A 13,220-nucleotide genomic window follows, 5' to 3' on the forward strand; every position below is an offset into this window, starting at 1 on the left:
ATGATACTGAGCGCGATCATATTGCTATATCGATCCAACTCCATGATAACGTGCCAGTTAACTCTACAAGGACTGCAAAGAGACATTTATCACTGATTAACACTCATATCACAAGTAATATGTTAGAATATCAGAACAGCTTTACTGCGTTACCGCTTTATCAACTTCATAATTCACGAGCTATGATGGCTAAGGATTACACTTTAGCAGGAGCAGCTTCTGGAGAGACTGCGGAAATTCCGCGGCGCCGAAGGGTTCACAATCTCAGGCAAAAGGACAGAAGAGTACTGAATATGTATTTGTCATGCTGATCGCCATCAGTAGGGCAAATATTATTTGATATTCTTACGATCTGGGAGATTGGATGACATCCAATCTCTCTTTTTTTATTCCAATTTATTGTACTCACAAGGGGGAACTAGGAATGGCACAACCAGAATTAAAGAGAGAACTAGCCAATCGGCATGTTCAACTTATCGCTATTGGCGGCACCATTGGTACAGGATTATTCTTGGGATCAGGCAAGGCGATAGAGAAGGCAGGCCCATCCATCATGATCACGTATTTAATCGTGGGTATTGCTGTGTTTTTTGTGATGAGAGCATTGGGAGAACTCCTATTATCTAAAGCGGGCTATCAATCGTTTACCGATATCGCTGAAGACTATCTTGGATCTCGGGTCGCATTCATCACCGGTTGGACCTATTGGTTTTGCTGGATTATGACGGCCATGGCTGATGTCATTGCTGTTGGCGTATATGTGCAGTATTGGTTTGATATCCCGCAGTGGGTTCCTGCTATCGCCTGTCTTGTCGTGTTGTTAGGTCTAAATCTATTAACTGTAAAGAGTTTTGGAGAACTCGAATTTTGGTTTGCTTTGATTAAAGTAATCACGATTCTTGCCTTAATTGGTCTTGGGGTCATTTTACTGATCATAGGGTTCAAGACGGATGCAGGATCGGTGACGATTCGAAACCTGTGGGAGCATGGGGGCTTTTTTCCGAACGGTATATCAGGCTTCTTATTTTCTTTTCAAATGGTTGTATTTGCTTATGTCGGTGTGGAGTTGGTGGGTGTATCGGCAGCGGAAACAGCGGATCCGGAAAAAAACATCCCATCGGCGATTAATAAAATTCCTTTGCGGATTTTATTTTTCTATGTCGGTGCGCTTTTTGTCCTGCTATGCATTAACCCTTGGACGGAGCTCAGTCCGGCAGAGAGTCCTTTTGTAAAAACCTTTAGTTTAGTAGGGATTCCGATCGCTGCAGGGATTATTAATTTTGTCGTATTAACCTCAGCTGCTTCCGCTTGTAATAGTGGAATGTTCTCGACAAGCCGAATTCTCTATAACTTGAGTAGAAGCGACCAGGCGTCACCTCATTTAGGTAAACTGAACAAAAACCATGTACCTAGCAACTCGTTATTCATTTCTACAATTGTCATATCTGTAGGGGCTCTTTTGAGTAAACTTATTCCGGAGCAGGCTTTTGGAATCGTGACAACGATCAGCGCTATTTGTTTTATATGGGTGTGGGGCATTGTTCTCATCTGCCATATTAAGTATAAGAAAACTCGGCCAGACTTACAGGCTACATCCAAGTTCAAAGCACCTTTCACCCCGGGTATTAATTATGCTGTCTTAACCTTGTTCGCGGGGATACTGGTCATCATGCTATTCGCTGGAGAGACACGTCCGGCTTTATTGTTTACTCCGTTATGGTTTGTTTTATTATTCATCCTATATTCGATTAGAAGCAAAAAGGTAAAAAGTAATCAAGGTTAAGTAAGTAGAACCCTTTACGGTTGATGCGCTTTTTGTTAAGCTTGAAGCGTAAATAACGGCAAAATAACGCAAAAAATCAGTAAATGGGGACGAGATATGTTAGCAACGGAACGACAACAAATTATTTTGGCGGAACTCAAGCAGAGAGGCAATGTTTCGGTTAAAGACTTAAAGGTGCTTCTCCGGGTTTCATTGGATACCGTTAGACGTGATTTGGAGCATATGGAGGGGATGGGTCAACTACTGCGAGTTCACGGTGGGGCCGTCATTAAGGATGATTCGGTGACGAATCGCGACTTTACATTGCGAAAAGTAGCCCAATTGGAGCAGAAGCAGCAGCTTGCAGCGAACGCAATGGCGTTCGTCAAGGAAAACCAGGCGATTTCTCTGAATGCCGGTACGACTAACATTGAAGTGGCTAGACAGCTTGCGGCCCATTTCGAGCGTTTAACCGTTATAACGAACTCTATTAAGGTGGCTGAGATATTGGCAGTCAAAAGTGGCTTTCATGTCATCGTACTTGGTGGGGTGCTCAATCACGATGAATTTTCACTATACGGGGGTTCTATACAGCAAGAAATATCAAAATTTAACATTGATGTCGCGTTTATATCTATCAATGCGATCTCCCTTGATAAGGGCTTGACCGATTTCCGTCAAGGCGAGTCCGAGGTGATTCAGGTCATGATTCAAAATGCGGTGAAGCGGATCGTCGTAGCCGATTCGAGCAAGTTCGAGACCGTATCATACTTGAATATTTGTGGCTTTGACGAGATTGATACCATAGTGACGGACATTGAGCTGGATCTCGGGCTACGACTTCAGTACGAGGGGCGCGGAATTCAAATCATTCAATAGACGCATAAAACAGCAGGTGGTTAATTGCAATTATGTCCGCCATTCTGCATGTCGAAAGCTGTGAGACACAGTATAAGCAGAAGAGTACTCATTTGAGTACTCTTTTTTTGTTTATCCCCCCACTTAAAAACAGCAAAATAAAATAATAAAGTGTAAAACTTATGTAAAAACAGCAAAAAGCATTGGATTTTGCAGTAACGTTCCATTATAATCCAAGTTGAAGCAGATAAGAATCGAAGAGGTGAAGAGAATGACAACCAACCAGCGTAAGGTGGTTATATTGGATTGGGCGGGAGCCGACTTTGTTATTGAGTCCATCGGCCAGCTTCCAGAAGTCATCGGGATAATCGAAAATGAAGGGAAGAAAGCAACTTTATGAGCCAGTTTCACAACCCAGTCAGACTGTATTTCGATAAGTATGGTGCTGCGAGCATGGCAGATACCATCCGGGAGCGGTTTGCTTCTATAAGCCGCGTTCTCGTATTGACTAGAGGTGGAAATGTTGAGAAAAGCGATGGTTTACAACCGCTTTTGGATACGCTTGAAGGGAAACAAGTTTGCTTGAAGGAGCTGCAGCTGTCAAATCCGGATATTAAGGACGTGCTTAGTCTGACAGAAGAGGTGGCAGGTTTCGATTATGAGCTTATTGTCGCCATCGGTGGCGGAAGTGTTATGGACATGGCGAAGACGATGTCTGCATTGCAGCATCTTTCGCTGAAGCAGACTGAGGATGTGCGTCAGGGTATAACGGGTGAGCGATATCGCGCTCAAGCTGGCTTTACTCCGTGGATTGGGATACCAACTACTTCTGGTACTGGCTCGGAGGTAACAAGCTGGGCGACGGTATGGGACAAGGAACTTGGCTTGAAATACTCAGTGTCCGACAAGAGGCTGTATGCAGACTGCGCGTTAATTATGCCGAGCTTGACTGAGCAAATGCCGCTGAGGCTTAGTGTTGTAACCGCGCTGGATGCAATGTGTCATGCGACAGAGGCGTACTGGTCGGTGAATACTAATCCAATTACGAGAGGCTATGCGCTACAGGCTATTCAGCGGATTATTACGTATTTGCCTTCGCTGCAGGAAGAAAATCGTAGTAAGGAGACACGTGCGCAGCTTGCGCTTGGTAGTGTATATGCGGGTCTTGCGTTTAGCAACACGATGACGACGGCTTGCCATTCCATCTCCTATCCGATGACGCTGATGTTCGGCATCGAACACGGTATTGCTGCAAGCTTTACGCTGGGGGCTGTTTTTAAATTAAACGAGCCTGCTATTATCGAGAAGGACCGGCTGCTCGAAGCTTTTGGAGCGAAAAACGCTGGCGATGTACAGCAGATTATATTCGGCATTTATAAGCAATACGGTATCTCAAACCAGCTTCGTTCTTATGGTATTGGGGAGTTGCAGGTCAATGAGCTGGCAAAGCGGGCTTTTACGAAGGGGAGAATGAACAATAACCCTGTCGAGCTGTCGAGATCGCAAGTGGAGGAGCTGCTTACAAGCCTCATTTAGCGAACTAGCTTACGGTTTATTCTTAATAATAAGATTCAAGCCACTCCGTATAAGGAATGGCTTTTTCCCATATACACTGCAATTGCTAGTTACAACGAAGTCTATTTCTCGCTTACTAGGTTTGCTTTCTTTTCAACAATGATCTTACTTTTCATGGGCATGAATAATGTTATAACAAGTGCGGCAATGGATAAAATCATCATAAAGTAATAGGCGTCACCTGCCCCCAAAATCGATGCGAGGGATTTAAGGATTTCAGGAGTAGTAGAGGGATTGTTCTGCATCACCGTAGCCGCATGACTTGTTGCTTGCACTGTATAAATCGTAATTACGACAGCAGTACCAATGGCCCCAGCAATTTGGCGAACGGTATTGTTCACTGCTGTACCATGCGTTCCGAGTTGTTTAGGCAGTGCATTTAGTCCAGCCGTATTAAGTGGCATAGTGATGAAGCTTAATCCAATTCGCAGGCCAATGGTACGAATCATTAGATACATATACGTTGTCGATTGAGACAAATCGGTTACCGCCCACATAGATGGAATAATAAAGAGTAAACCAATAATGAACAGCGGTTTGGCACCGAAACGATCATATAATTTACCGGTAACGGGTGACATGAACGCATTTACGAGCGCCCCCGGCAACAATAGCAGACCTGCATCAAAGGCTGTAAAACCACGGCCATTCTGCAGATAAATAGGCAATAAGATCATATCTGCGTACATCATCATCGTGACTAATACGTTAATAAGAGACGTCAGCGTAAAGACTTTATTTTTGAAAACAGATAGGTTTAGCAGTGGATCATCAGACTTGATTTGGCGAATACAGAATACGGCCGTTACAGCGATCCCAATCGCTAAGGTAAGAATCACTATCACATCGTCCCAGTCTTTACTGCCTGCACTACTGAAGCCGTATAAAATCAAGCCAAATCCGACCGTTGATAAAAGAACACTTACCACATCAAGCTTTGACTTGGACGTTTCGGATACATTTACTAAATATTTGAACGCCAATACCATAACAATGATGACAAGTGGGATGAGGCCGATGAATAACCAGCGCCAAGAGTGATATTCGACAATAAATCCCGCGAGAGTCGGTCCAATGGCAGGAGCGAATATCATTGCCAGTCCAAGCAGTCCCATAGCACTGCCACGTTTCTCAACGGGGAAGATCGCGAGCACAACACTCATCATGAGCGGCATTATAATGCCTGCACCAGCAGCTTGGATCATCCGTCCGATTAAGAGCAGGCTAAAGCTCGGCGCCGCTGCACAAATGATCGAACCGAATAATAAAAATGACATGGCACTTAGAAATAATTGACGTGTTGTAAAACGTTTCATTAAATAGGCAGTAATCGGAATCAATATCCCGTTGATCAGCATAAATCCTGTTGAAATCCATTGTACGGTTGTTGCCGTGACATCGAATACATCCATCAGACTACTTAAAGCGACATTTAAAAGTGTCTGATTGAGTGTGGATAAGAAACAACCAAATATTAAAATGGTTAGTAAGATCCCTTTATTGATTTTCTGAGTGTCTTCTTGCATGCTGTAGATCCTCTTTTCATTGCTTTTTAGACATAGTGTCGATAAAATAAATCATATCAATATTTAAACAGTATTCCTATTTGCAATTTTATTGAAACTGTCGATTAATCGACAGAATGGGTAAATTAGTTGATGAAGTGACAATTAATCGATATCGAGGGATGAAATGTCTATACACAAGAGGGTTGATCCACGAGCCATTCGCTCGAAAAAGATGCTGAAGAACGCTGTTTTTTCATTATTGGCCGAGAATGTGGAAATTTCTCAATTGACCGTCCAAAAGATCGCCAACCGTGCCGAACTAAATCGTGCAACGTTTTATTTGCATTATGAGGATATTAACGATTTATTACGCCAGATCGTACATGAAATCTTTGATGACCTGTCCATGAAGGTTGAACCGCTATTACATTTGCAGAGCAACAACGAACAGGAACAGTTGATCACATTTTTAAGTTATTTTTATGAATACCGGCAAATTTTCGCAGTATTGGTTGAGCACAAAGGCTTCAAAAACCATTTGACCAACCTGCTAAAAAGTACTATCGAAAAACGAAGAAACGCGAGAAATATAGATTCCAGTAAGGAGGTAGTCTCCGTTGATATTATCGCAGCGTCTCTGCTGGGGATTATTTTGTGGTGGATTAAGGATGGCACCCAATATAGTGCGGAATACATAGCGGGGCAAATTTCCTTAATGTATAAAAGAAGGTATGTAACCGGTTAGGCCAAAGGAGTTCAACCGAGAAAATAGCGAGATAAAAGAAAGGGCCATCCCCTATGGGATGGCCCTGCAACATTAAGCTAGTCTCGATTTAAAATCCTGGTAACCAAACTCACGAACGACGCGGCAATTGCCGTCTTTCTCCTGCACGGCAATTGCCGGTAACGGCATACCGTTGAAGGTGTTGGTTTTGACCATGGAGTAAATCGCCATATCTCCAAACACTAATCTATCACCGTTCTTTAAGGGCTGATCGAAGGAATAGTCGCCGATTATATCGCCCGTAAGGCAGGTCGGACCGCCAAGCCGATAAGTAAATGGCTTCTCGCCGGCTTCGCCCGAACCGAAAAGCGGCGGACGATAAGGCATTTCCAGTACGTCTGGCATATGACATGTAGCCGACGTGTCCACGATAGCAATCTCGATGCCGTTCCTATGGATATCCAGTACGGAGGTGACCATATAGCCCGCATTGAGCGCGATGGCTTCCCCGGGTTCAATATAGACTTCCAAGCCGTAATTATTCTGCATTCGTTGAATGCAGGCTTCCAGTCTCGGAATATCATAATCTTCTCTTGTGATGTGATGACCGCCGCCAAAATTGATCCATTCCATTTGGGAAAGCCAAGGGCCGAACCTTTCTTCCACCGCATTCAGCGTTGTCTCCAAATCGTCTGAGTTCTGCTGGCAAAGGGTATGGAAGTGCAGTCCCGAAACACCTTCAAGCAGCTCCGGCTGGAAATCCTCTCGCGTTACACCGAACCTTGAACCCGGGGAACAGGGATCATAGATTTCATGTCCCTGTTGTGTCGAGCATTCCGGATTGATGCGAAGACCGACTTTTCTGCCGGCTGCAAGAGCTTTAGATTTATACTTTACCAGCTGGGAGAAAGAATTGAAGATAATATGGTCGCATATGGATATAACTTCGTCGATTTCATCTTCACGATAGGCAGGAGCGAAGACGTGATTTTCTTTGCCCATTTCCTCGTGACCCAGCCGTGCTTCGAATATACCACTCGCGGTAGTGCCGCTTAAATATTTGCCAATTAGGGGATACATAGCGGTCATGGAAAAAGCTTTTTGCGCTAGCAATATCTTGGCTCCTGTACGCTGCATGACGCCGTTCAGAATGTTCAGGTTTTTTTCAATCAGTGCCTCATCGACTACGAAACAGGGTGTCGGTAATTCCTCGAATCGCATATTAGCGAACCAACTCCGGATTTTTAACTTCCTCAGGCAATGCGTCAACCAGCTCCGGATTAAAGTTTTCTACCCATGGAAGTCCCCATTTGTTTAGCTCTTCCATGAATGGATCTGGATTGAACTCTTCGATATTGAATACGCCTGGCTTATTCCATTTGCCGGTCATAACCATCGCAGCGCCGATCATGGCAGGTACGCCAGTTGTATAGGAGATGGCCTGGGAGCCCACTTCTTTATAGCACTCTTGGTGGTCGCAAACATTGTAGACATAGTAAGTCTTGTCTTGGCCGTCTTTTTTCCCTTTGAAGATGCAGCCGATGTTTGTCTTACCTACTGTACGAGGTCCCAAGGAAGCCGGGTCTGGAAGTAGAGCCTTTAGGAACTGAAGCGGAATGATTTGTTTTCCTTCGTATTCGATCGGTTCGATGGAAGTCATTCCTACGTTTTCAAGCGCCTTTAAGTGCATGAGATAGCTTGGGCCGAAGGTCATGAAGAAACGGATACGTTTCAATCCAGGCATGTTCTGAGCAAGGGATTCGAGCTCTTCGTGGTAAAGCAAATACATGTCTTTTTCGCCAACTTCAGCGAAGTTATAACTGCGTTTGATTTCCATCGGCTTCGTTTCGATCCATTCTCCGTTTTCCCAGTAGCGTCCGTTAGCGGATACTTCACGGATGTTGATTTCCGGGTTGAAGTTAGTTGCGAAAGGATACCCGTGATCCCCACCGTTGCAATCTAGAATGTCGATATATTCGATTTCATCAAAATAATGTTTAAGCGCATAGGCGGAGAATACGCCGGTTACGCCTGGGTCGAATCCACTGCCCAAAAGAGCTGTGATTCCAGCTTTTTCAAAGCGCTCGCGGTAATCCCATTGCCATTTATATTCGAATTTCGCCGTATCTTCCGGCTCATAGTTTGCCGTATCCATGTAGTTTGTTTTTGTGGCCAGGCAAGCGTCCATAATCGTCAAATCCTGATAAGGCAGAGCCAGGTTCATGACAATATCCGGTTTAACTTCATTAATCAGAGCAATCAGCTCATCTACGTTGTTTGCATCGACCTGTGCGGTCGTAATTTTGGTTTTGCCGCCATCCAATTTTGCTTTCAGCTCATCGCATTTGGATTTGGTACGGCTAGCGATACAGATTTCTTCGAATACCTCGCTGTTTTGAACGCATTTATGAATTGCTACTGATGCTACGCCTCCGGCGCCAATGACAAGTGCTTTTCCCATTTTTCGATCTCCTATCCTAAATTAAATTTTTTTTAATATGCGAAAACGGCAACAAAAAAAGCAAGCGAAACACGCACGATGCGCATCACACTTGCTTTGATATAATTAAATAATTAGACGTCCCAATAAGCATGACTGGACAAACCTCTTGTGTGTCGTCAGTCATAAACCTCATAGTTTCAGGGAAAGGTCCGTAATATTCAAATATATCATGTTAGGATCAGAGTCTATATAGCAAATAATTACTTTTACCACTCTTATTGACCGTTTCACAAGTTGTGTGCATATGCACTGGTTGTAAAGTAACCAACTTATAAAATTTGAGCTTTTAACTCAATCAATAAGGCAACGAAAGTTGCCAATCGGCATTTGACCCGGCTGTCCGTATGGCCTTAACTTCGTAAAGAAGTGGTCAAAGATTATCTGCTTGGAAAGATCCTTGATAATTTAAATATTCGCTTTCCAAATTTTACGCTCCTTCATAATAGCAGGATAGGGATTAATGAGCAAGAAGAATTTTGAACAAAAGCATATTTTTTTCTTGCGGTGTTAAAAAACTAAGGATTAACAACCTATTCCCCTTAGCGTTTCCATACATCTGCGTATTCTTCTTTTTTCTCAAATTCTAATTTTGCAAATGGACATAGTGGAATGATTTTTAAGTTTTCGGCACGTGCTTTCTCAACAACTGCTTTTACTAACGCCTGTGCAATCCCTTGTCCGCGTAATGAATCATTTACTCCAGTATGATCGATAATTATTATCCCATTATGCGGAGGTACAAATGTAATTTCTGCTGTCAGTTTGCCATTTGCATCTTCTAAATAAAAACGATTGGAGTCTTGTCAAAATTCCATATCCGGTTCCTCTTTTCAGTAATCTCATAAAATATATCAATAGTTTCTCCAGAGTATTTACGATATCCACTCTCTAATAGTTCTTGTTCTGTCACAAAAATCACTCCTAATCTAAAGGTGCTAGTATGGTTTCAATTTCAATAGGTTAGATGCTCTAGAACACTACAAATCCATTCTACTTCTAAACAGAAAAATGTCTATTACCAAATTCAAGCATCATTTAAATAGAAAAAGGGCACCTAAGCAGGTACCCTTGATTTCGCTATATGGAACTTACTTGTTATTGGGCGGAGTATCCACCATCAATGACTATTTCGGAACCTGTAATGTAAGAAGAATCATCTGAAGCTAGGAACAGCGCTGCTTGAGCAATATCGACAGCTTGACCTAAACGCTGCAGAGGCGTTGCCTGGATCAAACGATCTAGCAGGTCCTTTGAGGTACTTAATGCTTGAGTCATCGGCGTTTCAATGATCCCAGGGAATAGAGTGTTTACCCGAACGCCTTGACGGCCAAAGGTTGTAGCAGCCGCTTTGGATAATGCACGTACCGCGCCTTTTGATGCCGAATAGTGATTAAAGCCTTGGCCGATCAGAGCGGTGTAAGAAGAAATATTGATGATGGAGCCTTTCTTTTGGGCTGCCATATAAGGCGCGACATGCTTAATTCCAGCGAATGGGCCATAGCCATTTATAGAGTTTATTTTCTGCCAATCATCAATATTGATTTGATCAAACGGTTTTTCTGAAGAGATACCTGCGTTATTGACAAGAATATCGATTTGACCAAAACGATCATTTACTTCCTTTGCGAGCGCCTTCCAATCCTCATCGGAGGCCACATTCAATTTCATTCCATAAACATTCTGTTTCTGACTTACTTTCTCAAGCGCTACCTCATTAATGTCTGCAGCAATAACGATAGCCCCTTCTTGTGCAAACAGTTCTGCCATGCTTTCTCCGATACCCGAAGCCCCTCCGGTAATGATAGCTACTTTATTTTCTAATCTTTTCATTTTATATTCTCCTAACGTAATTGGATTTACCGTCGTCCATCATAATGGTTTGACGGGGTATACATACTTTCTTATGAAGATTCTTTATACTAAGATTCTTGATATCAAGATATAGGGTGTGGATACCCATCATATTCAAAGGAATAGTGTCGTGTCATTAATTCCATAGCCCTGCTTTTTCTAGTTTCTTTTTGCCGTTGAAAGCAATGACTAGTAGTACAATATTTACGATTAACATAATCCCAACCGCGTACAATATGGATGAATAGCTTCCTGTCAATTCAGCAATGAAGCCGTAAGCTGGTAGTGCTACGATACCTGCGACAGCTAGGCCGATAACAGCAGAAGAGTAGATTTGAGCATATTCTTTGTTACCAAACAATGCTGTTGTGAGCAGTGGTCCTAAAGTTCCAATTGAAGCGACTACGAATCCATAGATTGCAATAGCTATATTGAAGATAACTGGATTGTCAGGCATAGTTGTCAGTAAGGCAATTGGAACTAAGCCTAGTGCCATCGCAAAGATCGCTGTATTTCTTGCACCTATTTTATCTGTTAATGCACCGAAGGCTAGTGCCCCAATCATTACACCGATTGACCATCCACCCATTGCGCTACCTGCAAATGTGACATCATAGCCGATCCCCATCGCAAATGGTGCTACGTACTGACCAAAGCTTCCGATTGAAGTAATAAAGAAGAAGAATAGAAGTAGTGCATAGAATGCAGTTGATTTTCTCGCAACAGCTGCTGTAATGCCTTTAGCTGTAGTTGTTTGTGTTGTATTCTCTTCTTTTACTTCATCAGCGCCTAATGCTTGTAAGCCTTTTTGCTGTGGAGCCATTCTGATTGTAAAGATAACCGTTGGAATAACAACTGCCATTACTAATATGCCCAAGAAGATGTAAGTATATCTCCAGCCATCACTAGCAATTAAGTTACCTGCCATCGGTTGAAGGATCGCTCCGAAGATACCACCTGAAGCCACCGTTATCCCCACTGCTAGGCCATTATGTTTTTTAAACCAGTTGTTGATGAGAACCGGAGCCGCCATTTGAGTAACAAAAATGGATCCGATCGCCATAGGAATCGAGAATAAATACCATCCCCATACTGAGTTCATTAACCCGAACATTGCGAATGATCCGGCTTGTAGAATAACCCCTCCGATTAAAAGCACCTTAATATCGAACTTACCCATCATCTTACCCGCAATAGGAAGGAATATCATTGTTACTATTGATGAAATACTAAAGTATAAGGATAGGCTTCCCATACCAATACCTAAATCTTCTGTTACAGGTGTTAAAAATAGCCCGCCTGCTGTCATAACGCCACTTTTTGCAACCCCAACCATGAGAGCTAGTCCTACTAATAGCCACCAAGCAAAATGGATTTTTTTCTTGTTGTGAATCATGCTGTTCGCCTCTTTTTTTGTTTTATGAATTTATAGTTTCTTGAATTAACGTAATTTGATAGATCCACCATCAACCATTATGGTTTGACCTGTAATATAAGCGGAGTCTTCACTTGCTAGGAATACCGCCACACGTCCGATGTCGCTTTCTAGTTCGCCAAGTCTTCTCATAGGAATCTTAGCAAGCATACCTTGATAGTACTCTGGATTCTCTTCAGCCCATTGCACCAACCCAGGTGATTTAGCAATTGGAGCAATGATATTTACATTGATACCGAATGGACCAAATTCATTTGCTGCTACGCGAGTGGCTGCACGAATTGCTTCTTTGGCAACTGCGTATGAAACTTGATTAACGTCTCCATTTATTCCAGCGCCGGATGCAAAGTTGATGATATTACCTTTTGTTTCTTTTAGATAAGGTAATGCTGCTTGCATGAAGTAGAACGTTGGATAGAATCCAGTATCGAAAGATAAATCGAAATCCTTCTGTGTTGTGTCTGCGATCGAATTCATTCGGGATGCATGTGCATTGTTGACCAAGATATCAATTTTTCCGAACTGCTCAGCTACTGTTTTGACGATATCAGCCAGCTTGTCATGTTCTGATAGATTCGCTTGAATGAAGATAGATTCAGGTGCATATTCTTGTAATTCTTTAATGGTTTGGTTACCAGCTTCAGCATTCAAATCGATAATGGCTACTGTTGCACCTTCTTTAACGTAAGCAGTTGCGATACCTTTACCAATACCACCTGCTGCTCCTGTAATAATTGCGATTTTTCCTTCTAGTCTTTTCATAGTTGTCGTCTCCTTGTAGTAGATAATATTGTTGTAATGTTTAGCATTACTCTTTACTGATAATAGCAAAACTACTTAATAGTTTTAAGTTGCTTTACTTTTGTAAGTTACCTGATGTCACTATAATAACCCGGTTAGAGCTTTGTGTCAATATTGTGAAAAAAAGAACTTTAAAATGGCGAAAAGCCTTATATATCAAGGTGTTTGTGAAATTTTAAACTTGTATAAAAAGTGAATAAAAA

General features: G+C 42.5%; 11 protein-coding genes, 1 pseudogene and 1 riboswitch. Of the genes and pseudogenes, 5 read left to right on the plus strand and 7 right to left on the minus strand.

Features of this window, described 5'->3' with window-relative positions; genetic code table 11:
- Positions 1 to 209 precede the first annotated feature (209 nt).
- Positions 210 to 290: riboswitch (glycine riboswitch) on the plus strand.
- A 134-nt stretch (positions 291 to 424) separates the two neighbouring features.
- From NSS67_RS03110 to NSS67_RS03125, 4 genes are all read left to right on the plus strand, one after another.
- Entirely contained in the window at positions 425 to 1,783 is a 1,359-nt protein-coding gene (locus tag NSS67_RS03110) for an amino acid permease (RefSeq protein ID WP_339318253.1), read from the plus strand.
- 96 nt (positions 1,784 to 1,879) lie between these two features.
- Positions 1,880 to 2,641 (plus strand): DeoR/GlpR family DNA-binding transcription regulator, encoded by a 762-nt coding sequence (locus NSS67_RS03115; RefSeq protein ID WP_339318254.1) that lies wholly within the window; start codon positions 1,880 to 1,882, stop codon positions 2,639 to 2,641.
- A 250-nt stretch (positions 2,642 to 2,891) separates the two neighbouring features.
- Complete coding sequence (locus tag NSS67_RS03120; protein ID WP_339318255.1) at positions 2,892 to 3,020, plus strand: hypothetical protein; 129 nt, start codon at positions 2,892 to 2,894, stop codon at positions 3,018 to 3,020.
- Positions 3,017 to 4,156 carry a phosphonoacetaldehyde reductase gene (locus NSS67_RS03125; RefSeq protein WP_339318256.1) on the plus strand — a complete coding sequence of 380 codons (1,140 nt, stop codon included), beginning with the start codon at positions 3,017 to 3,019 and terminating at the stop codon, positions 4,154 to 4,156. Before NSS67_RS03120 ends, NSS67_RS03125 begins: the two co-directional genes overlap by 4 nt.
- A 101-nt stretch (positions 4,157 to 4,257) precedes the next feature.
- On the opposite strand, the gene NSS67_RS03130 is transcribed toward NSS67_RS03125, so the two are convergent.
- Positions 4,258 to 5,721, minus strand: coding sequence for a DHA2 family efflux MFS transporter permease subunit (locus tag NSS67_RS03130; RefSeq protein WP_339318257.1), 1,464 nt, complete (start codon positions 5,719 to 5,721; stop codon positions 4,258 to 4,260).
- Positions 5,722 to 5,887: 166 nt separating this feature from the next.
- Between NSS67_RS03130 and NSS67_RS03135 the strand changes: the two genes are divergently transcribed.
- Positions 5,888 to 6,448 carry a TetR-like C-terminal domain-containing protein gene (locus NSS67_RS03135; protein WP_339318258.1) on the plus strand — a complete coding sequence of 187 codons (561 nt, stop codon included), beginning with the start codon at positions 5,888 to 5,890 and terminating at the stop codon, positions 6,446 to 6,448.
- Positions 6,449 to 6,520: 72 nt separating this feature from the next.
- On the opposite strand, the gene nspC is transcribed toward NSS67_RS03135, so the two are convergent.
- The 6 genes and pseudogenes from nspC to NSS67_RS03165 form a co-directional block, all read right to left on the minus strand.
- Positions 6,521 to 7,648: a carboxynorspermidine decarboxylase gene (nspC, locus tag NSS67_RS03140; RefSeq protein ID WP_339318259.1), complete on the minus strand. Its 1,128-nt coding sequence runs from the start codon at positions 7,646 to 7,648 to the stop codon at positions 6,521 to 6,523.
- 1 nt (position 7,649) lies between these two features.
- Entirely contained in the window at positions 7,650 to 8,888 is a 1,239-nt protein-coding gene (locus tag NSS67_RS03145) for a saccharopine dehydrogenase family protein (RefSeq protein WP_339318260.1), read from the minus strand.
- Positions 8,889 to 9,469: 581 nt separating this feature from the next.
- Positions 9,470 to 9,745: pseudogene (locus tag NSS67_RS03150) on the minus strand (GNAT family N-acetyltransferase).
- Positions 9,746 to 10,025: 280 nt separating this feature from the next.
- Complete coding sequence (locus NSS67_RS03155) at positions 10,026 to 10,760, minus strand: SDR family oxidoreductase (protein ID WP_339318261.1); 735 nt, start codon at positions 10,758 to 10,760, stop codon at positions 10,026 to 10,028.
- A gap of 157 nt (positions 10,761 to 10,917) precedes the next feature.
- Complete coding sequence (locus NSS67_RS03160; protein WP_339318262.1) at positions 10,918 to 12,177, minus strand: MFS transporter; 1,260 nt, start codon at positions 12,175 to 12,177, stop codon at positions 10,918 to 10,920.
- A 45-nt stretch (positions 12,178 to 12,222) separates the two neighbouring features.
- Entirely contained in the window at positions 12,223 to 12,978 is a 756-nt protein-coding gene (locus tag NSS67_RS03165) for an SDR family oxidoreductase (protein ID WP_339318263.1), read from the minus strand.
- Positions 12,979 to 13,220: the final 242 nt, after the last annotated feature.

It is taken from the genome of Paenibacillus sp. FSL R10-2734 (assembly GCF_037963865.1).
Classification (GTDB): domain Bacteria; phylum Bacillota; class Bacilli; order Paenibacillales; family Paenibacillaceae; genus Paenibacillus_AQ.

Bases quoted from the DNA above. Each gene is read 5' to 3' on its own strand.
- nspC (WP_339318259.1), bottom strand. From the start codon at position 7,648: ATGCGATTCGAGGAATTACCGACACCCTGTTTCGTAGTCGATGAGGCA.
- NSS67_RS03135 (WP_339318258.1), top strand. From the start codon at position 5,888: ATGTCTATACACAAGAGGGTTGATCCACGAGCCATTCGCTCGAAAAAG.
- NSS67_RS03155 (WP_339318261.1), bottom strand. From the start codon at position 10,760: ATGAAAAGATTAGAAAATAAAGTAGCTATCATTACCGGAGGGGCTTCG.
- NSS67_RS03120 (WP_339318255.1), top strand. From the start codon at position 2,892: ATGACAACCAACCAGCGTAAGGTGGTTATATTGGATTGGGCGGGAGCC.
- NSS67_RS03165 (WP_339318263.1), bottom strand. From the start codon at position 12,978: ATGAAAAGACTAGAAGGAAAAATCGCAATTATTACAGGAGCAGCAGGT.
- NSS67_RS03110 (WP_339318253.1), top strand. From the start codon at position 425: ATGGCACAACCAGAATTAAAGAGAGAACTAGCCAATCGGCATGTTCAA.
- NSS67_RS03115 (WP_339318254.1), top strand. From the start codon at position 1,880: ATGTTAGCAACGGAACGACAACAAATTATTTTGGCGGAACTCAAGCAG.
- NSS67_RS03145 (WP_339318260.1), bottom strand. From the start codon at position 8,888: ATGGGAAAAGCACTTGTCATTGGCGCCGGAGGCGTAGCATCAGTAGCA.
- NSS67_RS03160 (WP_339318262.1), bottom strand. From the start codon at position 12,177: ATGATTCACAACAAGAAAAAAATCCATTTTGCTTGGTGGCTATTAGTA.
- NSS67_RS03125 (WP_339318256.1), top strand. From the start codon at position 3,017: ATGAGCCAGTTTCACAACCCAGTCAGACTGTATTTCGATAAGTATGGT.
- NSS67_RS03130 (WP_339318257.1), bottom strand. From the start codon at position 5,721: ATGCAAGAAGACACTCAGAAAATCAATAAAGGGATCTTACTAACCATT.